Annotated in this window: 19 protein-coding genes; 13 read left to right on the plus strand and 6 right to left on the minus strand. The window is 70.1% G+C overall.

The genetic code is table 11. The annotated features are described in order from the left end of the window. Nucleotides 1-62: 62 nt before the first annotated feature. Nucleotides 63-1,286 (minus strand): trypsin-like serine peptidase, encoded by a 1,224-nt coding sequence (locus ACFYOH_RS38920; protein WP_388635731.1) that lies wholly within the window; start codon nt 1,284-1,286, stop codon nt 63-65. A 405-nt stretch (nt 1,287-1,691) separates the two neighbouring features. Here ACFYOH_RS38920 and ACFYOH_RS38925 point away from each other — a divergent pair, with 405 nt between their 5' ends. The 4 genes from ACFYOH_RS38925 (at nt 1,692) to ACFYOH_RS38940 (ending at nt 8,400) form a co-directional block, all read left to right on the plus strand. Continuing rightward, on the plus strand, nt 1,692-3,146 hold the full coding sequence (locus ACFYOH_RS38925; RefSeq protein ID WP_388635768.1) for a diaminobutyrate--2-oxoglutarate transaminase family protein: 1,455 nt from the start codon (nt 1,692-1,694) through the stop codon (nt 3,144-3,146). Nucleotides 3,147-3,426: 280 nt separating this feature from the next. Beyond that, nucleotides 3,427-5,382 carry an IucA/IucC family protein gene (locus tag ACFYOH_RS38930; protein WP_388635733.1) on the plus strand — a complete coding sequence of 652 codons (1,956 nt, stop codon included), beginning with the start codon at nt 3,427-3,429 and terminating at the stop codon, nt 5,380-5,382. Nucleotides 5,383-5,450: 68 nt separating this feature from the next. Beyond that, a complete protein-coding gene (locus ACFYOH_RS38935) occupies nt 5,451-6,239 on the plus strand; it encodes a GNAT family N-acetyltransferase (protein WP_388635735.1) in 789 nt (262 codons plus the stop codon). 169 nt (nt 6,240-6,408) lie between these two features. Continuing rightward, the gene (locus ACFYOH_RS38940; protein WP_388635737.1) at nt 6,409-8,400 is read left to right on the plus strand and encodes an ATP-dependent DNA helicase; all 1,992 of its coding nucleotides are present in this window, start codon (nt 6,409-6,411) and stop codon (nt 8,398-8,400) included. A gap of 153 nt (nt 8,401-8,553) precedes the next feature. On the opposite strand, the gene lexA is transcribed toward ACFYOH_RS38940, so the two are convergent. Beyond that, nucleotides 8,554-9,333 (minus strand): transcriptional repressor LexA, encoded by a 780-nt coding sequence (gene lexA / locus ACFYOH_RS38945; RefSeq protein WP_055710152.1) that lies wholly within the window; start codon nt 9,331-9,333, stop codon nt 8,554-8,556. A gap of 564 nt (nt 9,334-9,897) precedes the next feature. Between lexA and nrdR the strand changes: the two genes are divergently transcribed. After that, nucleotides 9,898-10,449, plus strand: coding sequence for a transcriptional regulator NrdR (gene nrdR, locus ACFYOH_RS38950; protein WP_388635739.1), 552 nt, complete (start codon nt 9,898-9,900; stop codon nt 10,447-10,449). 163 nt (nt 10,450-10,612) lie between these two features. Next, nucleotides 10,613-13,504, plus strand: coding sequence for a vitamin B12-dependent ribonucleotide reductase (locus ACFYOH_RS38955; RefSeq protein ID WP_388635741.1), 2,892 nt, complete (start codon nt 10,613-10,615; stop codon nt 13,502-13,504). 59 nt (nt 13,505-13,563) lie between these two features. Here ACFYOH_RS38955 and ACFYOH_RS38960 read toward each other — a convergent pair whose 3' ends face one another. After that, nucleotides 13,564-14,094, minus strand: a complete 531-nt coding sequence (locus tag ACFYOH_RS38960; protein WP_388635743.1) for a TerD family protein — start codon at nt 14,092-14,094, stop codon at nt 13,564-13,566. Nucleotides 14,095-14,246: 152 nt separating this feature from the next. On the opposite strand from ACFYOH_RS38960, the gene ACFYOH_RS38965 reads away from it, so the two are divergent. The 3 genes from ACFYOH_RS38965 to ACFYOH_RS38975 all read left to right on the plus strand — a co-directional run bounded on the left by ACFYOH_RS38965 (nt 14,247) and on the right by ACFYOH_RS38975 (nt 16,593). Further along, nucleotides 14,247-14,852, plus strand: coding sequence for a YdbC family protein (locus ACFYOH_RS38965; RefSeq protein ID WP_388635744.1), 606 nt, complete (start codon nt 14,247-14,249; stop codon nt 14,850-14,852). Between the two features lie 153 nt (nt 14,853-15,005). Continuing rightward, complete coding sequence (locus ACFYOH_RS38970) at nt 15,006-15,698, plus strand: histidine phosphatase family protein (RefSeq protein WP_388635746.1); 693 nt, start codon at nt 15,006-15,008, stop codon at nt 15,696-15,698. Then, on the plus strand, nt 15,688-16,593 hold the full coding sequence (locus tag ACFYOH_RS38975; protein WP_388635748.1) for an ADP-ribosylglycohydrolase family protein: 906 nt from the start codon (nt 15,688-15,690) through the stop codon (nt 16,591-16,593). The genes ACFYOH_RS38970 and ACFYOH_RS38975 overlap by 11 nt, the downstream gene beginning before the upstream one ends. 367 nt (nt 16,594-16,960) lie before the next feature. On the opposite strand, the gene ACFYOH_RS38980 is transcribed toward ACFYOH_RS38975, so the two are convergent. Further along, on the minus strand, nt 16,961-18,508 hold the full coding sequence (locus tag ACFYOH_RS38980; RefSeq protein ID WP_388635750.1) for an MFS transporter: 1,548 nt from the start codon (nt 18,506-18,508) through the stop codon (nt 16,961-16,963). A gap of 182 nt (nt 18,509-18,690) precedes the next feature. Here ACFYOH_RS38980 and ACFYOH_RS38985 point away from each other — a divergent pair, with 182 nt between their 5' ends. The 3 genes from ACFYOH_RS38985 (at nt 18,691) to ACFYOH_RS38995 (ending at nt 20,798) form a co-directional block, all read left to right on the plus strand. After that, nucleotides 18,691-19,314, plus strand: a complete 624-nt coding sequence (locus tag ACFYOH_RS38985) for a TetR/AcrR family transcriptional regulator (protein WP_388635752.1) — start codon at nt 18,691-18,693, stop codon at nt 19,312-19,314. An 81-nt stretch (nt 19,315-19,395) separates the two neighbouring features. Continuing rightward, nucleotides 19,396-20,097 (plus strand): ribonuclease HII, encoded by a 702-nt coding sequence (locus tag ACFYOH_RS38990; RefSeq protein ID WP_388635754.1) that lies wholly within the window; start codon nt 19,396-19,398, stop codon nt 20,095-20,097. Between the two features lie 68 nt (nt 20,098-20,165). Next, nucleotides 20,166-20,798: a hypothetical protein gene (locus ACFYOH_RS38995; protein ID WP_388635756.1), complete on the plus strand. Its 633-nt coding sequence runs from the start codon at nt 20,166-20,168 to the stop codon at nt 20,796-20,798. Between the two features lie 548 nt (nt 20,799-21,346). On the opposite strand, the gene ACFYOH_RS39000 is transcribed toward ACFYOH_RS38995, so the two are convergent. Further along, nucleotides 21,347-21,967: a hypothetical protein gene (locus ACFYOH_RS39000; protein WP_388635758.1), complete on the minus strand. Its 621-nt coding sequence runs from the start codon at nt 21,965-21,967 to the stop codon at nt 21,347-21,349. A 265-nt stretch (nt 21,968-22,232) separates the two neighbouring features. Further along, on the minus strand, nt 22,233-24,398 hold the full coding sequence (locus ACFYOH_RS39005) for a RecQ family ATP-dependent DNA helicase (RefSeq protein ID WP_388635760.1): 2,166 nt from the start codon (nt 24,396-24,398) through the stop codon (nt 22,233-22,235). Between the two features lie 143 nt (nt 24,399-24,541). Between ACFYOH_RS39005 and ACFYOH_RS39010 the strand changes: the two genes are divergently transcribed. After that, nucleotides 24,542-26,092, plus strand: coding sequence for a DUF4192 domain-containing protein (locus tag ACFYOH_RS39010; protein ID WP_388635762.1), 1,551 nt, complete (start codon nt 24,542-24,544; stop codon nt 26,090-26,092). Nucleotides 26,093-26,288 lie beyond the last annotated feature (196 nt).

Below are 26,288 nucleotides of genomic sequence, written 5' to 3' on the forward strand. Positions count from 1 at the left end.
CCCCTTTCGGGGGGCGGGCCTTTCGCGCCTCTTCAGCCGCGAGATGGCGAAGTCAACCGCCGTTACTGCCCGGCAAACTTCTTGCTGACCGCCTCATACACGCCCTTGGCCACCGACCCCAGCCGCGGCCCGGCGAGCCAGCCCGACGTCACCGGACCGATCGAGGTGTTGGACACCAGCGCCGGCTTACCGTCGGAACCGGTCTCCACCCAGCCACCGCCGGAGGAGCCCGCGGTCATCGTGCAGCCGATGCGGTACATCGTCGGAGCCGACTGGTCGATGGAGAGCCGGCCCGGCTTGTCCTTGCACTGGTAGAGCAGCTGACCGTCGAACGGAGCCGCCTCCGGGTAGCCCGACGCCGTGATGCCGTCGACCTTCGGCACCGCGGGAGCGTTGAAGTTCACCGGCAGCGCCCCGCCGACGGTCTCCTCCAGCGACTTGCCGCCGTTGCCCTGCTCGGGCGTCACATGGATCACCGCGAAGTCGTACGGGGCACCGTTGCCGCCGGTCTCGCCGCCCTGGTCGATCCACTGCTGCGAGGTCCGCGCCGCATCGGCCCACCAGACACCGTACGGGGCGACCTCGGACCGGCTGGCGTTCTGCAGCTGAGCGACCGACTCGCCGGAGTTGTTGTACGACGGCACGAAGGCCATGTTGCGGTACCAGCCGCCGTTCTTGCCGGCGTGCACACAGTGCCCCGCTGTCCAGACGAGGTTGGACTTGCCCGGGTGCGCGGGGTCCTCCACGACCGTGCCCGAGCACACCATGTGGCCCTGGGGGGAGTCGAAGAACACCTTGCCCGAGGCGGCCGCGTTGGTGTGGTACGGCGGCGTGACCGCCTGGGCCTTCACGGGCTGCGGGGTCGGGTCCGTCACGCCCTGGTCACCGGAGATGTCGTTGTCGTTGACACCCTTGTTCGGGTCGTTGGCGTGGCGCATCCGGTTGGGATCCCACAGGCCCTTGATGATCGGGTTGATGAAGTCGTTGGCCTCGCGCAGCCAGTCTTCCTTGTTCCAGTTCTTCCAGGCGCCGTTCTTCCACTTGTCGATGTCGATCCCGTGCTCCTTGAGCCTCTGCTTGAGGTCGTCCGGGATCCTGATCTTGCCGTCGCCGATGCCGTCCGCGGTCGCCGAGGCGGTCGGCTTGTCGTCGGCCTTGTCGTCGCCGTTGCAGGCAGTGGCGGTCAGCGCCAGCGTGGAGGCGAGGGCGACCGCCGCCAGCGCGGGGGAGGTACGGCGCGCGCCCCTCCCTCGCCGAACAGTGAACGACGGCCGTATGGATCGCATGCTGTGACTCCCCCTGCTGTGAAGGTACTCGGCGCTTCGGCCGTGCCACCGGCCGCGAACTCGTGGGGAGTTCATGCCGGTCTCACGACCGTCTAGGAACGGCATCACACACTATGCGCTGGCTGTGGGGGACTTCCGACGGAACGGCAACGGTTCGGCCACAAGCCGTCTGACCAGGACAACCATCCCTGGATTGCCCGATGTGACGTCCACTCGGCGGTACGGCCTTCCGGATTGCTGTCCATGCCGTCGTCCCGTCGTGGCAATGATCTTGCGTAAACCCGTAACCCGCCGAACGGTCCACGGTTGTAGGGGTGGGGGGCCAGCTGCCTGTCTCCGGTCCCCGAGGATCAACTCGCCTCTGGACAGCGGGGAGGACAGCGAGCCGTGGCCGTTACGGAGTCGATGGCTGCAGGGATGCACGGGGAAGAGCGTGCTGTGCACGAGGGGATCCTCAGACGCCAGTCGGCGCGTGAGTCCTCCGCCCGCACCTATGCCCGGGCCCTGCCCATCGTCCCGGTCCGGGCCCGAGGGCTCACCATCGAGGGCGCCGACGGCCGCCGCTATCTGGACTGTCTCTCGGGCGCCGGAACGCTCGCCCTCGGCCACAACCATCCGGTCGTACTGGAAGCCATCCGCAGGGTCCTCGACTCCGGCGCTCCCCTCTCCGTCCTCGACCTGGCGACCCCCGTGAAGGACGCCTTCATCACCGAGCTGTTCCGCACCCTCCCGCCCGGCCTCGCCGACCGCGCCCGCGTCCAGTTCTGCGGTCCGGCCGGTACCGACGCCGTCGAGGCCGCCCTCAAACTGGTCCGGGCCGCGACCGGCCGCACCGGCATCCTCGCCTTCACCGGCGCCTACCACGGCATGACCGCCGGCGCCCTGGCCGCCTCCGGCGGAGCCCCGGACGTCCAGGTCGCCCGTCTGCCCTATCCGCAGGACTACCGCTGCCCCTTCGGCGTCGGCGGAGCGCGCGGCGCCGAACTCGCCGCTCGCTGGACCGAGTCCCTCCTGGACGACCCCAAGTCGGGCGTGCCCCTGCCCGCCGGGATGATCCTCGAACCCGTCCAGGGCGAAGGCGGAGTGATTCCCGGCCCGGACGACTGGCTGCGCCGTATGCGCCGGCTCACGGCGGACCGCTCCATCCCACTGATCGCCGACGAGATCCAGACCGGAGTGGGCAGGACGGGCGCCTTCTGGGCCGTGGAGCACAGCGGCGTCACCCCTGACGTGATGGTCCTGTCCAAGGCCATCGGCGGCAGCCTCCCACTGGCCGTGATCGTCTACCGCGACGATCTCGACGTCTGGCAACCCGGCGCCCACGCCGGAACCTTTCGGGGCAATCAGCTCGCCATGGCCGCGGGCACCGCCACCCTCACCTATGTCCGAGAGAACGGCCTCGCCGAACGCGCGGCCGACCTCGGCTCCCGCATGCTGAACCAACTCGGCGAACTCGCCGACACGTTCGCGTGTGTGGGCGAGGTGCGGGGGCGTGGACTGATGATCGGGGTCGAGCTGGTGGACCCGGCGCGCGCCGGGTCCGAGCCCCTCGACCACAGCCCCGCGGCCACGGGTCTGGAGCCCTCCCACACCCCGTATCCGGCGGCGCCCGAACTCGCCGTGGCAGTACAGCGGGAGTGCCTCCAGCGCGGCTTGATCGTCGAACTCGGCGGCCGCCACTCGGCCGTGGTCCGCCTGCTTCCCCCGCTCACGATCAGCGAGGAGCAGGCGGCGGCCGTTCTGGACCGGCTGTCGGACGCGGTGGCCGCGGTCGCCCGCAGTCAAGAAGAGCACGGCCCACACGGCCCTCACGGCCCACACCACGGCGGACACCACGGCCCTGGCCAACGCGCGGGCTGAGAGCCACACCCACACCGCCCGGCCCTCGAAGCCGGCACCAGCCTCACGAACACCGACCTTGCTCATCCAACTGCATCTCCTTCCAAGGACGCTCAGGCCGAAACGGGCTCCCATGACACACCCCCAGCCCTCTCGCCCACGCCCGCTCTCCCCGCCGACCCGGCCCTTCGACACGGCCGAGCCGACCGTCGGCGCCGCCGAGGCAACCATCGGCCGGGAGAACGGTGCTCGAGCGACGGCACGAGCCCAGCACCACCCCAGCCAGCCACGAGGAGCCGTCATGAACGCCACTCCCACTCCCGACGGCAGCTCCGGCGCTCCCGACGACCAGGGAGACCCCGCCACCCCGGTCGCTCCCGTGCCGCTCGCCGAGTCGGTTCCCCAGCAGAAGCGGCGCACCGCGGATCTCACCCGTGTGACCGAGCCCGGCGCCGACCTGCTGGACCATCCCGACCCGCATATCGCGGCCCAGGCCGCCGCCGTGGAGAACCTGCTGCGGTGCTGGGTACGCGAGACCAGCCTCGCCGCCCCCACCAGTGGGACCCTCCGCCTCCCGCTTCCGGCCAGCGGCATCTCTCTGCTCGTGCCGGTCCGCTACTGGTCGCCCACCGGCTCGCACCGCTTCGGTCCACCACGCCTGACCAGCGCCCCCGAGGCCGCCCCGGCCGTCGACGCCGTCACCCTGGCGGCGCTGCTCGCCCGGGAGACAGCCGGAGACACGGGCAGTACCTCCCGCGCCCCGGACTCCAATGCGGCCTGCCTCCACGACGACGGCGATCTCGTGGCCAGGGTGGCCGACTCCCTCCGCCGCACCGCGACCTTCATCCGCGACCGGCGCGAGCAGCCCACCGACGCGCCCGACCTCTTCCTCTCCGCAGAGCAGGCGCTCCTCCTCGGACACCCCCTGCACCCGACACCCAAGAGCCGGGAAGGTCTGACCGAGGCAGAAGCCCGCCTCTACTCACCGGAGCTGCGTGGCTCCTTCCCCCTTCACTGGATGGCTGTCGCCCCCTCCCTCCTCGCGACCGACTCGGCCTGGACCGAGCGCGGTCGCCCCGTCCCCGCCGACCATCTCACCCGGCGCCTCGCCGCAACCGACCTCCTCCTGCCCGACGGCCACGCCGCCCTCCCGCTGCACCCGTGGCAGGCCCGCGAGCTGCGCCATCGCGAACCCATCGCCGCCCTGCTCGACTCCGGTCTCCTCCGCGACCTCGGTCCCCTCGGCGCTTACTGGCATCCCACGTCCTCGGTGCGCACGGTCCACCGATCCGGCGCCCCCGCGATGCTCAAGCTGTCGCTGGGACTGCGCATCACCAACTCCCGCCGGGAGAACCTGCGCAAGGAACTCCATCGGGGAGTCGAGGTGCACCGACTGCTGCGCACCGGCCTGTTCAAGCAGTGGCAGGCCGTACACCCCGGCTTCGACATCGTCCGCGACCCCGCCTGGCTCGCCGTCGACGACCCGGACGGCCGGCCCGTGCCCGGACTCGACGTGATGATCAGGCACAACCCGTTCAGCCCGACCGACAACGTCGGCTGTGTCGCCGGTCTCGTCTCGCCCGGGCCCGTTGCCGAACCCGAAGGCAGCTTCTGCGTCCAGCAGCCGGCCCGGCCCATGCGCTCCCGGCTGGCCCAGCTTGTGGCGAAGCTCGCCGCACGCACCGGGCGGTCCGTCGGAGCCGTTGCCGCGGAGTGGTTCCTCCGCTACCTGGAGCAGGTCGTCCGCCCCGTGCTCTGGCTGGACAGCGAGGCCGGCATCGCCCTCGAAGCCCACCAGCAGAACACCCTGCTTCTGCTCGACGGCGACGGGTGGCCCGCCGGCGGCTACTACCGCGACAACCAGGGCTACTACTTCCGCGAGTCCCGGCGAGCCGAACTGGATGCCCGGCTGCCCGGTATCGGTGAGCGCAGCGACACCTTCGTCTCCGACGAGGTCACCGACGAACGCTTCGTCTATTACCTCGCCATCAACAACGTGCTCGGCCTGATCGGCGCGTTCGGCTCCCAACGCCTGGCCGACGAACGACTCCTCCTCGCGGCCTTCCGGCGTTTCCTCACCGATGTCGCCGCAGGACCCAACGCCCTGCGCACCTCCCTGCCCCGCCGCCTGCTCGATTCGCCCGTGCTGCGGTGCAAGGCCAACCTGCTGACCCGGTTGCACGGCCTCGACGAACTCATCGGCCCGGTCGACACCCAGTCCGTCTACGTCACCATCGCCAACCCCCTTCATTCCTGAGCGAATCGAACCGTCTCTCCGCACTTCCGAGGACCATGACCCACCTCGTCTCCTGAGAGGAGCGCACCATGCCTCCCACCGACGCGAACGCCGCCCCCGGTGCCGGCCCTGCCTGTCCGGGAGCCCCCGTCGGCCCTGGCGCCCCTGGCCCCCGCGCGGACAGCATGAGTGCCCTGCGGGCCCCCTTCACCGGGTTCGCCATCGAGGACGACGACGGGGACAGCGAGGACACGCTGGACCTGCATCTGCCCGCCGAGTTCCTCGCGTTCTTCGCCGGAGGGACGGCCTACCTCCTGGACCAGCTCCCCACGTGGGGCCCGGTGGTCACTCGCGTCGGCTCCTTCCAACTGGTTCCTGTCCGTATCGATGAAGACCTGCAGCTCATCCATCGCTGGATGAACGACCCCGCCGTCGCGGAATTCTGGGCGCTGGCCGGGCCCCAGAACCGGACGGAGGACCACCTGCGCGCCCAACTCGAGGGCGACGGACGCAGCACGCCGTGTCTGGGCCTGCTGGACGGCACACCGATGAGCTACTGGGAGATCTACCGGGCAGACCTGGATCCGCTGGCCCGCCGCTATCCGGCTCGTCCGCATGACACCGGGATCCACCTCCTCGTCGGCGGAGCGGCGGATCGAGGGCAGGGACTGGGATCCGTCCTGCTCCGCGCCGTAGCCGACCTGATCCTGGACCGGCGCCCCGCCTGCGCACGGGTCGTAGCGGAACCCGATCTTCGCAACACCCCCTCCGTCGCAGCGTTCCTGAGCGCCGGCTTCCGGTACGCGGCCGAGGTCGACCTGCCCGGCAAGCGGGCCGCCCTCATGATCCGTGACCGAGTCCTGCGCGATGTTCTGTAGCGCTGTGTGACTGTGCGCTCACCTGTAGTACGAAGCGCGGGGCGCTGGGGTTCCCGCGTTCCGAGAAATTTCCGAAGCCAATTTCCACCAGGAGCCCGGCCGTGATCCCGCCCTCCCTCGCCGTCTTGATCGCCCGTTTGTCGGTGCCGGGCCGTAGGGTGGTCGGGCTATGACGAAGCCCTCCCTCCCCGAACTCCTGCATGCCGCTGTCACCGCTGTCGGCGGCACGGAGCGCCCCGGCCAGGTGACCATGGCCGAAGCGGTCGCCGAGGCGATCGACGACGGATCCCACCTGCTGGTCCAGGCCGGCACCGGCACCGGTAAGTCGCTCGGCTATCTCGTGCCGGCGCTCGCGCACGGGGAACGGGTGGTCGTAGCGACGGCCACACTCGCGCTGCAGCGCCAGCTCGTGGAACGCGACCTGCCGCGCACGGTCGAGGCCCTGCACCCGCTGCTGCGCCGCCGGCCGGAGTTCGCGATGCTCAAGGGCCGGTCGAACTATCTGTGCCTGCACCGCCTGCACGAGGGCATGCCGCAGGACGAGGAGGACGGCCTCTTCGACCAGTTCGAGGCCGCCGCGCCCACCAGCAAGCTGGGCCAGGACCTCCTGCGGCTGCGGGACTGGTCCGACGAGACGGAGACGGGCGACCGGGACGACCTCACCCCGGGCGTGTCGGACCGCGCCTGGGCGCAGGTGTCGGTGTCGTCGCGGGAGTGCCTGGGCGCGTCGAAGTGCGCCTACGGCGCCGAGTGCTTCGCGGAGATGGCCCGCGAGCGCGCCAAGCTCGCCGAGGTCGTGGTCACCAACCACGCGCTGCTCGCCATCGACGCCATCGAGGGCGCGCCGGTGCTGCCGCAGCACGAGGTGCTGATCGTGGACGAGGCGCACGAGCTCGTCTCGCGGGTCACCGGCGTCGCGACCGGCGAGCTCACGCCCGGCCAGGTCAACCGGGCGGTGCGCCGCGCCGCCAAGCTGGTGAACGAGAAGGCGGCCGATCAGCTCCAGACCGCCGCCGAGGGCTTCGAGCGGCTGATGGAGCTGGCGCTGCCCGCCCGTCTGGAGGAGATCCCGGAAGACCTCGGCTATGCCCTGATGGCGCTGCGGGACGCCGCCCGGACGGTCATCTCCGCGATCGGTGCGACGCGCGACAAGTCGGTGCAGGACGAGGACGCCGTCCGCAAGCAGGCCCTGGCCTCGGTGGAGACGGTGCACGACGTGGCGGAGCGGGTCCTGAACGGCTCGGAGTGGGACGTCGTCTGGTACGAACGGCACGATCGCTTCGGTGCATCCCTGCGGGTCGCTCCCATGTCGGTCTCGGGCCTGCTCAGGGAGAAGCTCTTCGCCGACCGCGCCGTCGTCCTCACCTCTGCGACCCTCAAGCTGGGCGGCGACTTCAACGGCGTCGGTGCGTCCCTGGGCCTCGGCCCCGAGGGTGTGGAGGGCGAGGACCTGCCGAAGTGGAAGGGCGTCGACGTCGGCTCGCCCTTCGACTACCGCAGGCAGGGCATCCTCTATGTCGCCAGGCATCTCTCGCGCCCCGCGCGTGACGGAGAACGTTCCGACATGCTCGACGAGCTGACCGAACTCATCCAGGCGGCCGGTGGCCGCACGCTCGGGCTGTTCTCGTCCATGCGGGCCGCGCAGCTCGCGGCGGAGGAGCTGCGCTCCCGGATTCCCGAGTTCCCGATCCTGCTCCAAGGCGAGGAGACCCTCGGCGAACTGATCAAGAACTTCGCGGCCGACCCGAAGACCTGCCTGTTCGGGACCCTGTCTCTGTGGCAGGGCGTCGACGTGCCCGGCTCCAGCTGTCAGCTCGTCGTCATGGACAAGATCCCGTTCCCTCGTCCCGACGATCCGCTGATGAGCGCCCGGCAGAAGGCGGTGGAGGACGCGGGCGGCAACGGCTTCATGGCGGTGGCGGCCACCCACGCGGCCCTGCTCATGGCCCAGGGTGCCGGCCGGCTCGTCCGCGCGTCGGGGGACCGGGGTGTGGTCGCCGTACTGGACCAGCGGCTGGCCACGGCACGGTACGGCGGCTATCTCAAGGCGTCACTGCCGGACTTTTGGTACACCACGGACCGTAACCAGGTGCGCAAGTCGCTCGCGGCGATCGACGCGGCGGCGCAGGCGACGGAAGCGCAGCAGGCCGAGGCCAAATGATCGCGGGGTAGCCTGACCGGCGCCGGTCAGGCTACCCCGCGATGCGAAAGCACCGTGCAGCCCGCTGGACACAGCAGGGCCCCGGAACCGGCGCAGGGGTTCCGGGGCCCGGTCGGGGAGCGAGCCGGCCATACGGCCCGCCCGCCGCAGGCGTCACACGCGCCGCAGCACCGCGACGACCTTGCCCAGAATGGTCGCGTCGTCACCGGGGATCGGCTCGTAGGCCGCGTTGTGCGGGAGGAGCCAGACATGGCCGTCCTCGCGCTTGAAGCGCTTGACGGTGGCTTCGCCGTCGAGCATCGCCGCCACGATGTCGCCGTTCTCGGCGACCGGCTGACGGCGGACGGTGACCCAGTCGCCGTCGCAGATCGCGGCCTCGATCATGGAGTCACCGACGACCTTCAGCACGAACAGCTCACCGTCGCCGACGAGCTGGCGGGGGAGAGGGAAGACGTCCTCGACGGACTCTTCCGCGAGGATGGGGCCACCTGCGGCGATGCGGCCGACCAGCGGGACGTACGACGCGGCGGGCTTGCCGGCGGTGTCCGTGGGCTGCACGGTCACGGCCTGGTCCGAACCTCGGACCTCGTACGCGCGCGGGCGGTGCGGGTCGCGGCGCAGAAAGCCCTTCCGCTCCAGCGCCATCAGCTGGTGGGCCACCGAGGAGGTGCTCGAGAGACCGACGGCCTGGCCGATCTCCCGCATCGACGGCGGGTAACCGCGCCGCTGTACGGAGTCCCGGATGACTTCGATCACGCGGCGCTGCCGGTCGGTGAGCCCGGAGCTGTCCGCCCGGATGCCTGGAGGTCGGCCCGGCAGGGAACGCTTGTGTCCCTCGGGATTCGTGGCTTCGTTCATCACGTGTACCGGCTCGACTCGTCCCTGGGAGCGGTCCTGGGCGGTGATGGTGGCACTGTCTGCGGTGGTGGTCACGTCGGCCCCTCTCGATGGTCTCCCTGCTGGACAACGGTAGTTGCTTTCGAAAGGTTGCGCCAAACACACGTTCGAGTGAAAAAGTGCGATTCACCTGACGCGATCATGTGTCTGGGTGTATCGCTGACACGCCACCGGGCGGGCAAAAGCGCCCATTGTTGTACTCTTCACCGCTGAGGTTGCCGACCTCGTGGGTCGCTGCCCCAGTCTGCCATCCGGAACCTGCTCGTCCGGGCTCCGGGTCCCTTCTGTGCCGGAGTCCCACGCGTCCTCCGTGCGGCGCCCACGCTATCTCCGTAAGCCTCACAGCGATACGGCTCTGCGCCCGCGTGTCTCTGCGGGCTCTGTGCAGGTCAGCGTCCGCTTCCTTGTCTCGCGACACGCGAGTTGGCTTCGATGTATGAGCCAAGCCCCACATCTAGTGGTTGGATTTCTGCGCCAGCCCAGAAGTTGTGGTCCCCCCGGTCCGAGGTGACTCGGCGATCGCCTATGCTTAGGGCTGCTTCGCGGGGCTCATGTGGCCTGGTGAGGTTTTTGAGTCTGCTGTGAGGAGGGTTGGAGATCATGCACTGCCCCTTCTGCAGGCACCCCGACAGCCGTGTGGTCGACAGTCGTACGACCGACGACGGCACGTCGATCCGCAGGCGCCGCCAGTGCCCTGACTGCTCCCGTCGTTTCACGACCGTGGAGACGTGCTCGCTCATGGTGATCAAGCGGTCCGGGGTCACCGAGCCTTTCAGTCGTACCAAGGTCATCAATGGCGTGCGCAAGGCATGCCAGGGACGGCCTGTCACCGAGGACGCGCTCGCCCAGCTCGGCCAGCGGGTCGAGGAGGCGCTGCGAGCCACCGGAAGCGCCGAGCTGACCACCCATGACGTGGGGCTGGCCATACTCGGCCCGTTGCAGGAGCTCGACCTCGTCGCCTATCTGCGATTCGCCTCCGTCTACCGGGCGTTCGACTCGCTCGAGGACTTCGAGGCTGCCATCGCGGAGCTGAGGGAGGCGACGCGAGGCCCCGCCGCGGACGAGGAAGTCGCGGGAGCGGGGAGCCAGGAAGACGACCGCGGGCGCGGCGGGACCACTCAGGTCCCCGTGCCCGCCCACGTCGCCGACTGACCGGCGGGCCGGAATCCGGAGGAGAGCCGGGTTCCGGCCGCCGGGCGGCGACCGAAGACCTGTTGCGGGCGGCAGCTGAGGGTGCCCGCAACACAAGACAGAACACCGTGCCACGGGAACAAACGGGGCACTTCAGGGCGTTTCGCCCGTACAGGGAGGCGGCATGACAGAGACGGCGAGCGGTCCGGCACGAGGTTCCCGAGCCAAGGGCACCAAGGCGGGTAACAAGGGACTGCACATCGAGCGCATCCACACCACCCCCGGCGTGCACCCGTACGACGAGGTTTCGTGGGAGCGCCGTGACGTCGTCATGACCAACTGGCGCGACGGCTCGGTCAATTTCGAGCAGCGTGGCGTCGAGTTCCCCGACTTCTGGTCGGTGAACGCGGTCAACATCGTCACCAGCAAGTACTTCCGTGGTGCCGTCGGCACCCCGCAGCGCGAGACCAGCCTCAAGCAGCTGATCGACCGCATCGTGAAGACATACCGGAAGGCAGGCGAGGACCACAAGTACTTCGCCTCGCCCGCCGACGCCGAGATCTTCGAGCACGAGCTGGCCTACGCGCTCCTGCACCAGATCTTCAGCTTCAACAGCCCCGTCTGGTTCAACGTGGGCACCCCGCAGCCCCAGCAGGTCTCCGCCTGCTTCATCCTGTCCGTCGACGACTCCATGGAGTCGATCCTCGACTGGTACAAGGAAGAGGGCATGATCTTCAAGGGCGGCTCCGGTGCCGGCCTGAACCTCTCCCGCATCCGCTCCTCCAAGGAACTGCTGTCCTCCGGTGGCAACGCCTCCGGTCCGGTCTCCTTCATGCGCGGCGCCGACGCCTCCGCCGGCACCATCAAGTCCGGTGGTGCCACCCGCCGCGCCGCCAAGATGGTCGTGCTCGACGTCGACCACCCCGACATCGAGGACTTCATCGAGACCAAGGTCAAGGAGGAGGAGAAGATCCGCGTCCTGCGCGACGCGGGCTTCGACATGGACCTGGGCGGCGACGACATCACCTCCGTCCAGTACCAGAACGCCAACAACTCGGTCCGCGTGAACGACGAGTTCATGAAGGCGGTCGAGGAGGGCGACAAGTTCGGCCTGCGCGCTCGTATGACCGGTGAGGTCATCGAGGAGGTCGACGCCAAGGCACTCTTCCGCAAGATCGCCGAGGCCGCCTGGGCCTGCGCCGACCCGGGCATCCAGTACGACGACACCATCAACAACTGGCACACCTGCCCCGAGTCCGGCCGGATCACCGCGTCGAACCCGTGCAGCGAGTACATGCACCTGGACAACACGTCCTGCAACCTGGCCTCGCTGAACCTGATGAAGTTCCTGAAGGACGACGGCAAGGGCAGCCAGTCCTTCGAGACCGAGCGCTTCCAGAAGGTCGTCGAGCTGGTCATCACCGCGATGGACATCTCGATCTGCTTCGCGGACTTCCCGACCCAGAAGATCGGCGAGAACACGCGCGCCTTCCGCCAGCTCGGCATCGGCTACGCCAACCTCGGCGCCCTGCTGATGGCCACCGGCCACGCCTACGACTCCGACGGCGGCCGCGCCCTCGCCGGCGCCATCACCTCCCTGATGACCGGTACGGCCTACCGCCGCTCCGCCGAGCTGGCCGCGGTCGTCGGCACGTACGACGGCTACGCCCGCAACGCCGACGCCCACAAGCGCGTCATGGCGCAGCACGCCGACGCCAACGGCAAGGCCGTCCGCATGGACGACCTGGACACCCCGGTGTGGGCCGCCGCCACGGAGGCCTGGCAGGACGTCGTCCGTCTCGGTGAGAAGAACGGTTTCCGTAACTCGCAGGCGTCCGTCCTCGCCCCGACCGGCACCATCGGTCTCGCGATGTCCTGCGACACCACCGGTGTCGAGCCCGACCTGGCGCTCGTGAAGTTCAAGAAGCTGGTCGGCGGCGGCTCGATGCAGATCGTCAACGGCACCGTCCCGCAGGCCCTGCGCCGCCTGGGCTACCAGGAGGAGCAGATCGAGGCGATCGTCGCCCACATCGCCGAGCACGGCAATGTGATCGACGCCCCCGGACTGAAGCACGAGCACTACGAGGTGTTCGACTGCGCCATGGGCGAGCGCGCCATCTCCCCGATGGGCCACGTCCGCATGATGGCCGCGATCCAGCCGTGGATCTCCGGCGCCATCTCCAAGACGGTCAACATGCCGGAGACGGCGACCGTCGAGGAGGTCGAGGAGATCTACTTCGAGGCCTGGAAGCTGGGCGTCAAGGCGCTCGCGATCTACCGCGACAACTGCAAGGTCGGCCAGCCGCTGTCGGCCAAGAAGAAGGAGACCGAGGAGAAGAAGGCCGAGGAGCCCGCGGCCGTCGAGGCCAAGGTCGAGAAGGTCGTCGAGTACCGCCCGGTCCGCAAGCGTCTCCCCAAGGGCCGCCCGGGGATCACCACGTCCTTCACGGTCGGTGGCGCCGAGGGTTACATGACCGCCAACTCCTACCCGGACGACGGTCTCGGCGAGGTCTTCCTGAAGATGTCCAAGCAGGGCTCGACCCTCGCGGGCATGATGGACGCCTTCTCCATCGCGGTCTCCGTCGGCCTCCAGTACGGCGTGCCGCTGGAGACGTACGTCTCGAAGTTCACCAACATGCGCTTCGAGCCGGCCGGCATGACGGACGACCCGGACGTGCGGATGGCGCAGTCGATCGTCGACTACATCTTCCGCCGCCTGGCGCTGGACTTCCTGCCCTTCGAGACCCGTTCCGCGCTCGGCATCCACTCCGCCGAGGAGCGTCAGCGGCACCTTGAGACCGGTTCCTACGAGCCGAACGAGGACGAGGTCGACGTCGAGGGTCTGGCCCAGTCCGCGCCCCGCGCGCAGGAGCTGAAGGCGGTCGCCACGCCGAAGGCCGAGTCCGAGGCGGACAAGCCCGCCCCGAAGCAGGCCCACACCAGCGCCGAGCTGGTGGAGATGCAGCTGGGCATCCAGGCCGACGCCCCGCTGTGCTTCTCCTGCGGTACGAAGATGCAGCGGGCCGGTTCCTGCTACATCTGCGAGGGCTGCGGCTCGACCAGCGGCTGCAGCTGATGAAGCGCGGTTTCTGAAGTGAAGCAAGGGGCGCCGGCAATGGCCGGCGCCCCTTACCGCTACTGGGCCCTGCCCATGACCCGGGTGAAGGTCGCCGGGTCCTCCTCGAAGCCGTGCACGCCGGGACGGAAGCTCCACTCCCCGGAGTCGTCACGGACGAATTCCGCGATCGTGGCCGCCGTCGCGCCGAGGACCGAGCCGAAGTCGTCCTGGGCGAGCACGGTGTAGCGGTCCACCCGGATGCGCATGGCCGGATTCAGCACATCGACGAACGTCTTGTGGCCGAACCGCTGTTGGATGACGACACCGACCACCACGCGCGCGTACCGGCCGTCGAGCCGGTCCAGTTCCAGCGTCATCACCTCGTCCCAGCCGAAGCCCCTGCCGTCCGTGCTGTCCCGGTTGAGGAAGATCGTGCCGTCTGGTGAGCGGCTGTCGAAGTGCACCAGATAGGCCGGGGTCCCGTACGCATCGCCCGACAGGAACGTCGCGGCGACGAGGTCGAGATCGGTGGGCGGCTGACCCGCAGGACTGGGGTCCCACTTGAGCCCGACCTCGACCTTGCCGATTCCCTTGCTGAAACCGGTCAACAGGCTTCCCCTTCCCCCGGTGGCTGCCATGCTCCCCAACTCGGGTGCAGTCAGGGCTTCTTGTCCATCGTGCCACGCGCGCGGGGCGCATGCGCGGGCGATCTCCGCCCGAGCGTGACCGACGCCACGCCCCGTGGCCTTACGATGGCGCGGTGCTGGTCAAGTGGATTCGCTGCACCGTGGTGGACCGCCGCGGCTTCGAGCGGGGGCAGCGGAAATGGGCGGGGCTTCTGGGGGAGCCGGGTTTCCGGGGGCAGGGTGGAGGCTGGAGCCGGCAGCGGCCGGGGGTGGCACACATCTTCGCCTTCTGGGAGAGCCGTGCCTTCTACGACTCCTTCATGGCCCGCTCGCACGACCGCCTGGCGGCCGCCCAGTCCGGCACGTTCAAGGATGTGCAGGTCAAGCTCTTCGAGTACCGCTTCGATGTGAAGACGGGCTTCGAGCCGCGGTTCACCGACTCCGATCTGATCCGTGTGGCCCTGTGCCGCGTCCACGAGGAGCGCGTCGAGCACTTCACGCTCATGCAGGAGAAGGTCTGGAACCCGGCGATGGCTGGTTCGCCCGGCATGATCCGCGGCATGTTCGCCGAGGCGCCCGCACAGGAGTTCCTGGTCCTGTCGATGTGGCGGTCGGCGGCAGAGCACGGCAAGTACCGTACCGAGCGGGTGGAACGTCTCGCGCTGCGTGCCCAGACCGAGGCCGACGTCGCGGCGCTCTCCGGTGACATCGTGGAGCTGGAGCCGTCCTGGACGGTCTGAGGCCACCGTCGTACGTTTGAATACCAAACTCACCGCCTGAAGGTGCGACTCGCCGGGCCCGGGAAAGGCCCTGGCGGCGAGATTCGTGTGAGCTACGCCGTATGGGGCCGGTACGAGTGCTCGATCTTCCCTCGTTCGATCTAGGGTTTCGGCATGGCACGACCACGGCGCATCGTCCTTGTCCGGCACGGCGAGTCCACGGGCAACGTCGACGACTCCGTGTACGAGCGCGAGCCCGACCACGCTCTCGCGCTGACCGAGCGCGGCTGGCGGCAGGCGGAGGAGACGGGCAAGGAGCTCCGGGAGCTCTTCGGCCGGGAACGCGTGAGCGTGTACGTCTCTCCGTACCGCCGGACGCACGAGACGCTCCGCGCCTTCCACCTCGACCCCGAACTCATACGGGTCCGGGAGGAGCCGAGGCTGCGCGAACAGGACTGGGGCAACTGGCAGGACCGCGACGACGTGCGCCTGCAGAAGGCCTACCGCGACGCGTACGGCCACTTCTTCTTCCGGTTCCCGCAGGGCGAGTCCGGCGCCGACGTGTACGACCGGGTCGGCGGCTTCCTGGAGAGTCTCTTCCGTAGCTTCGAGGCCCCGGACCACCCGCCGAACGTCCTCCTGGTGACACACGGACTGGCGATGCGACTGTTCTGCATGCGCTGGTTCCACTGGACGGTCGCGGACTTCGAGTCACTGTCGAACCCCGGGAACGCCGAGATGCGGATGCTCGTTCTCGGGGATGACGGCAAGTACACGCTCGACCGGCCCTTCGAGCGCTGGCGGAAACCGGTGCCGTACTGGGCGAACCTGGGCGAACGGATAGAGTGGCAGAGCGATGACCGCTGACTCCTCTTCCTTCGGACGCCTGGAGCGCGCCCTGGCGAGCCTGCGCGGACTGGCCGTGGGGGACGCCCTGGGCTCCCAGTTCTTCGTCCCGGCGAACTACCCCCTGCTGAAGCGACGCGCGCTGCCCGCGGGTCCCTGGCAGTGGACGGACGACACCGAGATGGCCTGCTCCGTGGTGGCCGTCCTCGCCGCCCACCGGCGCATCGACCAGGATGCACTGGCCCGCGCCTTCGCCGAGCACCACGACTTCGACCGGGGCTACGGCCCCGCGGTCAACCGGCTGCTGAGACTCGTCCGGGAGGGCGAGGACTGGCGTGAACTGGCCGCAGCACTGTTCAACGGACAGGGGTCCTGGGGAAACGGAGCGGCGATGCGGATCGCTCCCCTCGGCGCCTGGTACGCGGACGATCCGGAGCAGGCGACCCACCAGGCGGAGATCTCGGCCTACCCCACCCACCAGCACCGCGAGGCCGTCGTCGGCGCCATGGCCGTGGCCGCCGCGGCGGCGCTGGCCGGCTCGCCGGACGGACCGCCCAGCCCAGAGGCGCTCTTGGACGGCGTCATCGCCCTGGTGCCGAAGAGCGCCGTCGGTCAGGGGCTCCGGCGCGCCCGGGACATGCTCGACTACGGCGACGCGGGCACCGTCGCGGCGGTGCTGGGCTGCGGACGCCGTACGACCGCCCACGACACCGTTCCCTTCGCCCTCTGGTCGGCCGCGCGGAGCCTGGGCGACTTCGAGGAGGCCTTCTGGACGACGGCCGGGGTCGGCGGCGATATGGACACGACCTGCGCGATCGTGGGCGGCGTGATCGCCTCTGGCAAGGCGGGGACACCGCCCGCCGAGTGGGTGGAACGCTGTGAGGTGCTGCCGGACTGGGTGCCGGCGGCGCTCTGACGGGTCCGACGGCCGTGGCCGGAGGGCATCCGGGTGTGATCTCGTGGCCCGAGCCGGTGACGTTCACGCCCGGGTAGGCGGTCTTGGAAACTCTCCGTGCCTGGCGGGAACTCTGCGTAACCGTCAGCCGTTCCTCTCATGTCCGCCGTACGCCGCGGCTTGCGGCGGCGGGTCGCCGGACAGGCGCAGAGCGATGGTTGGCGGGGGTGTGGAGATGGCCTACCTGATGGCGGTGCTGGTGGTGGTTCCCGTCCTGGCGCTCCTGCGGGTGCCAGCGGCCTGGGTGCGGTCGGCCGGACCGTCGCGTGTGCCGCCCATCCCCGGGCGGCGGTCCGGCCGACTGTTTCTCCGTGCGGCCGGGGACGGTTCAGCCGATGCCCGGACCCGCCACGCCTGCGAGGGAATCGAGATCGCTCTTGCGGACCCTGATCACCAGCCAGGAGGTGAGGAACGCGACCCCGGCCATCGCGGCAGCCGGCACGAAGGCGGTGGAGATGCCGTGGGCGAGCACATCGTGTCCCCAGGGCGCGGGCAGTTGGTGCGTCTTGGCGAAGTGGGCCTGCTGTCCTGGCGAGCCGTGGGCGAGGAACTTCGGCAGCTGCTTCTTCGTCTCGTCCTTGGCGGCCGAGCCGAACACCGTCGTCAGGATGGACAGCCCGAGCGAACCGCCCACCTGTTGCATGGCGTTGAGCAGTCCGGAGGCGGCACCCGCCTCGTGCTGGGCGACGCCGGCCACTGCCGTGACCGTGGCCGTCACGAAGTTCAGGCCCATGCCGAAGCCGAACACCAGCATCGGCCCCAGCACGCCGCCGAGGTAGGAGCTGTCCGGCCGGATGAAGGCCTGCCAGGTCAGCCCGATCGCCACGAGCCCCGTGCCGGCCATCATGAACGGCCTCGGGCCGAGTGCCGGAAGGAAGCGCTGGGACAGTCCGGCACCGACCGCGATCGCGACCGTCACGGGAAGGAAGGCCAGACCCGCCTTGATCGCGCTGTAGCCGAGCACGTCCTGCACGAACAGCACGATGTAGAAGAACATGCCGAACATCGCCGCGGCGAGGCTGAGCATGATCACGTACGTGCCCCAGCGGTTGCGGTCTGCGAACATCCTGAGCGGGGTGATCGGCTCCTTCGCCCGTACCTCGGTGAGGACGAAGGCGACCAGCAGCACCAGAGCCGCGCCGAACGAGCCGAGAGTGAGACCGTCCCGCCAGCCGTTCTCCGAGGCGCGGATGAACCCGTAGACGAGCGAGGCCATGCCCGCCGTCGAGGTCAGCGCACCCGTGATGTCGAAGCGCCCGGGATGCCGCTCGGACTCGTTGATGTACAGCGGCGCGAGCGAGGCGATCAGCACGCCGATCGGCACGTTGACGAACAGCACCCACCGCCAGTCCAGCCAGTCCGTGAGCATGCCGCCCGCCAGCAGGCCGATGGCGCCGCCACCCGCGGACACGGCGGCGAACACACCGAACGCCCGGTTGCGTTCCGGGCCTTCGGGGAAGGTCGTGGTGATCAGCGCCAGCGACGTGGGCGAAGCGATCGCACCGCCCACCCCCTGCAGAGCCCGTGCGGCCAGCAGCTGCCAGGGTTCCTGGGCGAGACCACCCAGCAGGGAGGCGAAGGTGAACAGGAGGATGCCGGTCATGAAGACCCGGCGCCGGCCGAGGATGTCACCGGCCCGCGCACCGAGCAGCAGCAGGCCGCCAAAGGTGAGCGTGTAGGCGCTGACCACCCAAGTCAGGTCCGTCGTGCTGAACTTGAGCGCGTCTTGAATGTGCGGGAGCGCGATATTCACAATCGTCGCGTCGAGTACCACCATGAGTTGGCAGGCCGCGATGACGGTGAGTGCGATGCCGGGATGCCCCTCCCGGCGGGCCACGCCGCGTTTTGGTTCCTGAAGCAGCTGAGAGGTCGTCACAATGGGTCCCCCATAAAGGCGTTAGTGAACGCTCGCGTTCACTGAGGCGTCCACGGTAGTGAGTCCGCAACAGTGAACGCAAGCGTTCACTTAATCCTGCGCCCCGCTTTGCGTCCCCCTGTTGCTGCGGCGTGGCGCACCCCGCCCCCGGAATCCCCGCTTCCCTTGTTGGAGGGACACAGATGGTTACCTCGCGCTGGACGGCCGCTCCCGATCGGGCGGCTTCCCCTCGTCGGCGCGGAGTGGTGCTGGAGCGCGCGATCCTCGACGCCACGCTGGAGCAGCTCGGCGAGGTCGGCTGGAAAGGCCTGACCATGGAGGGAGTCGCCGCCGGCGCGCAGACCGGCAAGGCGGCGGTGTATCGCCGCTGGCCCTCCAAGGAGGACCTTGTCGCGGACGCCCTGGTGGCCGGACTGCCACGGGTCGAGACGGCTCCGGACCTCGGCGGTGTGCGCGAGGACCTCCTCGCTCTGTGTCGCCAGGTGCGGCAGATCATGTTCTCGCCCCCGGGTGTCGCGCTGCGCTCCGTGATTCACGAGTGCGATCAGACCCAGGTGGAACGCTTCCAGGAGGTGATCGTCGGAGGAGTGGTGGAGCCGACCGTCAAACTGCTTGGTGAGGTCATCACCCGCGGAATAGAGCGGGGCGAGGTGCGTCCGGACGCGGCCAACGGCTATGTCTTCGACGCCATCCCGGCCATGATGATGTACCGCTCGAAGATGTGCGCCAGTGAATGGAGCGATCAGGATCTCGAAGAGATGATCGACCAGCTGATGCTCCCGCTGCTGCGGCCCCACGGCAGCTGATCCCCCGCGGAGGCGATCCGTCTGGCGGTGGGGCGACCGGGGTGTCGGCCGACGATCCCATCGGCGTACGCTAAGGGCGCCATGCCGTACGAACCGCCTAATCACACCGTCGAGCGCTCCCTGCGCGCCACGACCGGAGCGAAGGTCATTGCCGGTGTCGACGAGGTGGGGCGCGGCGCCTGGGCCGGACCTGTCACCGTCTGCGCCGCGATCACCGGACTCCGCCGCCCGCCCGAGGGGCTGACCGATTCCAAGCTGCTGACGATCAAGCGGCGCACGGAACTGGCGGAGGTCCTGCAGGCGTGGGTGACGGCCTATGCGCTGGGGCATGCTTCTCCCGAGGAGATCGACGACCTGGGGATGACGGCCGCGCTGCGGCTCGCCGCGGTCCGTGCCCTGGACATCCTGCCGGTCCGCCCCGACGCCGTGATCCTCGACGGGAAGCACGACTACCTCGGCACCCCCTGGAAGGTGCGCACGGTGATCAAGGGCGATCAGTCGTGTGTGGCCGTCGCGGCGGCGTCGGTGATTGCCAAGGTTCAGCGCGACAAAATGATGGCCGAACTGGGTGTCGACCATGCACACTTCGGATTTGCGGACAACGCCGGGTATCCGTCGCCCGTGCACAAGGCCGCACTGGCGGAGTGGGGGCCCACCCCGCACCACCGCTTGTCGTGGGCGTATCTTGATGCGTTGCCTCAGTGGCGGCACCTCAAGAAGGTCCGCAGCTGGGCGGACGGAAGCGTTCCGGAGATCGAGGGTCAGCTCGGCTTCGATTTCTGACGGTTCCGCTCGCACTGATGTGCCACCCGGTCACCCGCGTCGCACCAATGTTTGATAAATATCAGCTCATGCCTCTCATTCCCGAGGAGCCTCAGATTCACGAGAGTGCCCAGGGTCCCCGCGCCACTCCGGCCAGCGGCCGTACCGCGCCGACCCCCCGCCCCGTACCCGGCCCCCGCCCCGCGGCTCCGTCCCGCCCCGGTCGTCCCGGCCCTCCGCGGCCGGCTCCGCCGGTGCAGCGCACGCCGCGTGACGCCGCTCCGGCCAAGCCGGGCCCGTCCGGTCCGGCCGCTCCCGCCGCTGCGGCGGTCACCCCGCAGATCCAGCTGATCCCGGCCTCGGCCGAGGGCGCGCTCGACGCCGCCGAGGAGGCGGTGGACCTGCTACTGGACTCCGGCCGTGCACCCGGCGACGTACTCGTGATCACCACCGGGTCCCAGCACCCGTGGGCGGAGCACGAGCTGTCCTTCGGTGAAGCTTCCTACTGGGCGCAGCACGACGCCGGTGACGACGTCTTCTATGCGGACGCCGCCGTCGCCTCCCGCGCCGCGTCACGTCCCGTGGTCGTCGTGGCCGTCAACGGAGGCCCGGCTTCCGCTGCTGCCTCGGCCCTTCCGCTGGCCCACACCCGGGCCGGTGCCCTGCTGATCGTCTGCGGTGACCCGCAGCAGATCAATTCGGTACTCGGCGCGGGCGTCTGAGCCTGCTCCGACGCACCTCGGGGCACCGGGGTGACAGAGGGGACCGCTCCGCGGGAATCCGCACGGCGTGACCATTGGCATGCCCGCGCCCCGGCGGCCGTCCGGCTCCTGGGCGGCTTCCCGGCACTACGCCAGGACGCCGAGTGCGGAGCAGCAGTTGCAGGGCGGAGACGGGACCCGGGCTCACGCTGCTGGGCCTGCCGATCGGGACCGCGCAGCCGCCACCCATATGGGCATAGCCGCGGGAACTTGGGTAGAGGCTCTCGTACCGCCCGTACGGCTGCTTGCCGGATGTCGCATGGGCGCCGGCTTGCTCGGTGCGGCACAGCCTGGTGACTCCCGGGTCGGCTCAGCCCCGTGTCCCCCGGGCACGGTATGGCCCATACATCGCTTCGGGCACGGGCGGCCCTTGCGTTCCTCGGGCACGGTGCGGCCTGATGCGGCGCGGCGTCCTGGCGGCCGGGCGATGGGTGGTCGGCTCGCCGTCCGACGGGCGGGGCGGTGGCCGGAAGACGGTCGGGCGTGTGCCCGGCCTCCTGCCGTGCCCCTCAGCGAGCCGCCGCGCGGCGCAGGACCTCGGAGACCGGGCCGCCGGTGCGCGATGGGAGCGGCGGGGTCTCGGACGTGGCGAAGGGTTCGGGTGCGGAGTCGGCGTTGGGGCGGCGGCCGCTGCGCCCTTCGCCGAGCACATGCCAACCGTCGTGGGTCAGTGTGATGTACGCCCCGCATCGCAGACCGTGCAGGGTGCAGGCGTCACGCAGCCCCCACATCCAGGCGCCGTCCTCCTCCGTCCAACGCGCGTCGCCCTCACGGCAGTAGACGAGGATGGCCGTGCGCACCGGGGTCCGGCGTCTCAGGTCGTGCGGAATCACCCGGCGCAGTTGGGCGAGCAGCGCGTTGCGGAACATCCAGCCGTCGGCCGGGGCCGGGCGACGTGTGAACGATGCGCTGGCGCACAGCCGCTCGTCCGGATCGAGCACTGCCACGATCGCCGTGGAGGGCCTGGGCCGATGGCGCGCATGCAGCCCGCTGACGACTTCACGGGGGTTGCGCAGCAGAGGGATTCCGGCGGCGGCCCATTCGGCCGGCTCGAGCAGACGACTGGTGGAAGCGGCGGACGCGGAGGTCGACAACGAGGCCGCCGAGGACGAGGCGAATCCGAAGGTCACGTTCCTCCCTTCGGCTACGCGCCCATACTGCGGGCGAGGTCGGATTCGAGGGACCGCGCACCGCAGCAGAGCCCAACCGATCACGGACCAGCCGTGCGGGGAGCGGACCTCAATTCTTCCTGCCGAACTTGGATGCGGCAACGAGCAATTGGCGCCACCGACGGTTATCTGGTGGTGCGTGGCTTATATCCCTACCCAAAGGTTTGCCCGATGACGCCTGAGGTGTCGGGCCGAGTCCCATGCAGATGCCGCGGCGGGTGCGCGGTCAGCCCTGGACGGCCAGGACCAGCGGCAATACCGCCCGGGCGCCGGACCTTCTGAGCAGCCGTGCCGCGACCGCCAGGGTCCAGCCCGTCTCCGTGAAGTCGTCGACCAGCAGCACGGGGCCGCCGGCCGCGGTGAGCGCCGAAGCGAGGGCGGGCGGTACCGTCAGCGCACCGTCGAGGGCCTTCAGCCGCTGCGCGCTGTTGCTGCGCGACACCCGCGGCACGTCCTCGGCGAACTCCACGGAGCCGAGCAGCGGCAGCCGGCCGATCTCGGCGATCCGGGCGCCCAGGGAGTGGATCAGCAAGGGCCGGGTCCGCGAGGCGACGGTGACGACACCCACCGGCCGGGCCTGGGGGTCGGACGCACCCGAAGCCCAGCCGCCAGGGCCCTTCGCCCAGTCGGCCAGGACCTCGACCACGGCCCGCGCCACGTCGTCCGGCACAGCGGTGTCCGGCGCCTGGGGCGCGAGGAGCGGACGCAGCCGGTTGCCCCAGCCGATGTCCGACAGCCGACCCAGAGCCCGCCCCGAAGAGGCCTGTTCACTGGCCGGAATGCGTCCCTTGAGATCGATGCCGATGGCCGGCAGGCCCGTCGGCCACATGCGGCGGGGTTCCACCTCGACGCCGGCCCGGCCCAGGTCGTCGCGCGCGGCGTCCACCGCTGCCATGGACGTGTCGGCGGTGAAGCGCGGTCCGGCGCAGTTGTCGCAGCGGCCGCAGGGCCGGGCATCCTCGTCGTCCAGTTGGCGCTGCAGGAACTCCATCCGGCACTCGGTGGTGGACGCGTAGGCGCGCATCGCCTCCTGCTCGGCCGCCCGCTGCCGGGCCACCCAGTCGTAGCGCTCGGTGTCGTACGACCAGGGCTGCCCGGTGGTGATCCAGCCGCCCTTGACGCGGCGGACCGCTCCGTCCACGTCGAGGACCTTCAGCATCGTCTCCAGCCGGGAGCGGCGCAGCTCGACCAGGGGCTCCAGCGCAGGCAGCGACAGGGGGCCGTCCGCCCGGGCGAGGATGTCCAGAGTGCGCCGGACCAGCTCCTCCGAGGGGAAGGCGAGCGACGCGAAGTACTGCCAGATCGCCTCGTCCTCCTTGCCCGGCAGCAGCAGTACCTCGGCGTGTTCGACACCGCGGCCCGCCCGGCCGACCTGCTGGTAGTAGGCGATGGGGGAGGAGGGCGAGCCGAGGTGGACCACGAAACCGAGGTCGGGCTTGTCGAAGCCCATACCGAGGGCTGAGGTGGCGACCAGGGCCTTGACCCCGTTGGCGAGCAGATCGTCCTCGGCCTGCTGACGCTCGGCGTTCTCCGTCTTGCCCGTGTACGCGGCGACGGTGTGCCCGCGCTGTTTCAGGAACGCGGTGACCTCCTCTGCGGCGGCCACGGTGAGCGTGTAGATGATGCCGGAGCCCGGCAGGTCGTCGAGGTGGTCGGCGAGCCAGGCCATCCGGTGCGCGGCGTCCGGCAGCCGCAGCACGCCGAGGCTGAGGCTCTCCCGGTCCAGCGGCCCGCGCAGCACCAGGGCGTCCGAGGTGCCGCCGGTGCCCAGCTGCACGGCGACATCCGCGGTCACCCGGGCATTGGCCGTGGCGGTGGTGGCCAGCACGGGGACACCTGGCGGGAGATCACCGAGCATGGTGCGCAGCCGTCGGTAGTCGGGACGGAAGTCGTGACCCCAGTCGGAGATGCAGTGGGCCTCGTCCACGACCAGCAGGCCGGTCGCGGCGGACAGCTTGGGCAGCACCTGGTCGCGGAAGTCCGGGTTGTTCAGCCGCTCCGGGCTGACCAGCAGGACATCGACCTCGCCGGCCGCGATCTCGGCCTGCACGGCGTCCCATTCCTCGGTGTTGGAGGAGTTGATGGTGCGGGCGTGGATGCCGGCTCGGGCCGCGGCCTCCACCTGATTGCGCATGAGCGCGAGCAGGGGCGAGACGATCACCGTGGGTCCGCTGCCTCTGGCCCGCAGCAACGAGGTCGCCACGAAATACACCGCGGACTTGCCCCACCCCGTGCGCTGCACGACCAGGGCCCGGCGCCGCTCGGCGACCAGCGCCTCGATCGCCCGCCACTGGTCCTCGCGCAGCCGGGCCGCGCCCGTGGCATCCCCGACAAGCCGGGCGAGGGCGGCGTCCGCCTGCGCCCGGAGATCCGCGTTGCTCGTGTGCTCCATGCGTTCCATACAACAGGACGGGACCGACAAGCGGGCGGGCCGCTGCCCCCGGCTGTGGACAACCGGGACGGTTTTGACGTGTCCCTGATCCGACTTGTCCACAGGTCAAAGCGGAATCACAGAATCCGCGAGATCGTCTGCGCATGACGAATCACAGCGAAATCACCGGACCGTTCGAAAACGGCGACATCTCGGGACAGGACCCGTTCACCGGCCCGTCCGCGCACGACGCGCAGGTCACGCTGCGCACCCCCGCCGAGCTGGCCGACGCCCTGCCCTACCTTCTCGGCTACCGGCCGGAGGACAGCATGGTGCTGGTGGCCCTGCACGACCGCGAAGGCCGGGGCAGGTTCGGCGGCAGGGCCCGGCTCGGCATCCCGGCGAACGAGGAGGACTGGGAGGCGGCCGCACACCAGCTCGCCCACGGACTGGTGACCGGCAGTGAACGGCGGGGCGCCCGGCCCGAACAGATGGTGGCCTACGTCTGCCAGGAACCGGCCCCGGGAGAGTCCGGCCGCGACGTCAAACGACGGCTCGAGCGGCTGGCCCACCTGCTGCGCACCCAGTGCGGCGAGCTCGACGTGCCGGTCATCGAGGCACTGTGCATCTCCGACGGCCGTTTCTGGTCGTACTGCTGCCCGATCGACAGCTGCTGCCCCGAGGACGGCTCGCCGATGGGCCTTCCCGGCACCTCCGTCCTGGCCGCCGCGGCGACCTACGCCGGGATCCAAGTGCGCGGCACGCTCAGGGAGTTGCGGGCCAGGCTGCAGCCCTGGGAGACCACCGCGGCCCTGGAGCAGGAGATCGCCCTGGACGCGGCCGGTATGACCCTGGTGCCCCGGATTCTCGACGAAGGGTCCCGCGCGGAAGTCGCGGAGGAGACCCTGGGTCTCGCCGAGCGCGTCATCCACCGCTTCGCCGCCGCGGCACCGGTGTCCGGCACGCATCCGGCGGACCTGCGCGACGACCGCCTGCTCGCACATGACGAGGCGGCGACTCTGATCCTCGGCCTTCAGGACCGCACGACCCGCGACCGGGCGGCCGCATGGATGGAGGGCGACGAGGCGGTTCCGGCCCTCCGGCTCTGGCGGGCCCTGGCCCGTCGCTGCGTCGGGCCCTACGGCGAGCACGCCGCGGCCCCGCTGACCCTGGCCGGCTGGGTCGCCTGGTCGACAGGTGACGAGTTGGAGGCTCGTGAGGCGCTGGCCATGGCGCTGGGCGCGGATCCCGACTATCTGTTCGCCCGGCTGTTGCACCAGGCCTGCAACGAAGGCCTTGACCCGGAAGCGGTCCGCCGCTGCCTGCGCGCCGACCGGGCGGGGCGTACGTCGGCGGAGACCGGCTCACAGCCGGACATGGACGAGAAGACGGCCCGTGCCGAGCTCCCGGCAACCGATGACGCGACAGGTGCCGCCCGAGAGGACGATCAGGGCGGCGCCGAAGCGGGCCGAGAGACAGGCACGCGCCGACGGCGCCGGGTGCGACCGGCCGACGGCGGCGATGCCCCTCGCGCGGCCAGGCCCACGGGCGGACGGCGGAGGCCGGCCGGCTCCCATCGCGGTCCGTCGACGGCCGAATCCTCACGCCCCGGCGGCCGCGGCCTCGGCAGCGCGCGCACGCGTGCGGCGGAAGGCACCACGACCGGCGCAGCCCTGTCGAAGAACGACCACCGGAAGCCCGAAAGGGAGGGGTGATCGCCGTGCGAGGGAGTGCCGGCGGGTACCTGGTCGAACGTCTGCCCAGGGAAGACGTCCGGCGTATCGACGGATTCCGCGGGGTGCGGCGCCCGCTCTCGGCTTGGCGTTTAACCTCGCTGGGCTTGGTGTTCCTTGATTGATTCGGCGCGTTTGACGGTCTTGCCGACGTCGTGGTGCCTGGCCCGTTGCTTGT

This window comes from Streptomyces sp. NPDC007856, from assembly GCF_042868225.1.
GTDB lineage: Bacteria > Actinomycetota > Actinomycetes > Streptomycetales > Streptomycetaceae > Streptomyces.

Bases quoted from the DNA above. Each gene is read 5' to 3' on its own strand.
- ACFYOH_RS38920 (WP_388635731.1), bottom strand. From the start codon at position 1,286: ATGCGATCCATACGGCCGTCGTTCACTGTTCGGCGAGGGAGGGGCGCG.
- ACFYOH_RS38925 (WP_388635768.1), top strand. From the start codon at position 1,692: ATGGCTGCAGGGATGCACGGGGAAGAGCGTGCTGTGCACGAGGGGATC.
- ACFYOH_RS38930 (WP_388635733.1), top strand. From the start codon at position 3,427: ATGAACGCCACTCCCACTCCCGACGGCAGCTCCGGCGCTCCCGACGAC.
- ACFYOH_RS38935 (WP_388635735.1), top strand. From the start codon at position 5,451: ATGCCTCCCACCGACGCGAACGCCGCCCCCGGTGCCGGCCCTGCCTGT.
- ACFYOH_RS38940 (WP_388635737.1), top strand. From the start codon at position 6,409: ATGACGAAGCCCTCCCTCCCCGAACTCCTGCATGCCGCTGTCACCGCT.
- nrdR (WP_388635739.1), top strand. From the start codon at position 9,898: ATGCACTGCCCCTTCTGCAGGCACCCCGACAGCCGTGTGGTCGACAGT.
- ACFYOH_RS38955 (WP_388635741.1), top strand. From the start codon at position 10,613: ATGACAGAGACGGCGAGCGGTCCGGCACGAGGTTCCCGAGCCAAGGGC.
- ACFYOH_RS38970 (WP_388635746.1), top strand. From the start codon at position 15,006: ATGGCACGACCACGGCGCATCGTCCTTGTCCGGCACGGCGAGTCCACG.
- ACFYOH_RS38975 (WP_388635748.1), top strand. From the start codon at position 15,688: ATGACCGCTGACTCCTCTTCCTTCGGACGCCTGGAGCGCGCCCTGGCG.
- ACFYOH_RS38985 (WP_388635752.1), top strand. From the start codon at position 18,691: ATGGTTACCTCGCGCTGGACGGCCGCTCCCGATCGGGCGGCTTCCCCT.
- ACFYOH_RS38990 (WP_388635754.1), top strand. From the start codon at position 19,396: ATGCCGTACGAACCGCCTAATCACACCGTCGAGCGCTCCCTGCGCGCC.
- ACFYOH_RS38995 (WP_388635756.1), top strand. From the start codon at position 20,166: ATGCCTCTCATTCCCGAGGAGCCTCAGATTCACGAGAGTGCCCAGGGT.
- ACFYOH_RS39005 (WP_388635760.1), bottom strand. From the start codon at position 24,398: ATGGAGCACACGAGCAACGCGGATCTCCGGGCGCAGGCGGACGCCGCC.
- ACFYOH_RS39010 (WP_388635762.1), top strand. From the start codon at position 24,542: ATGACGAATCACAGCGAAATCACCGGACCGTTCGAAAACGGCGACATC.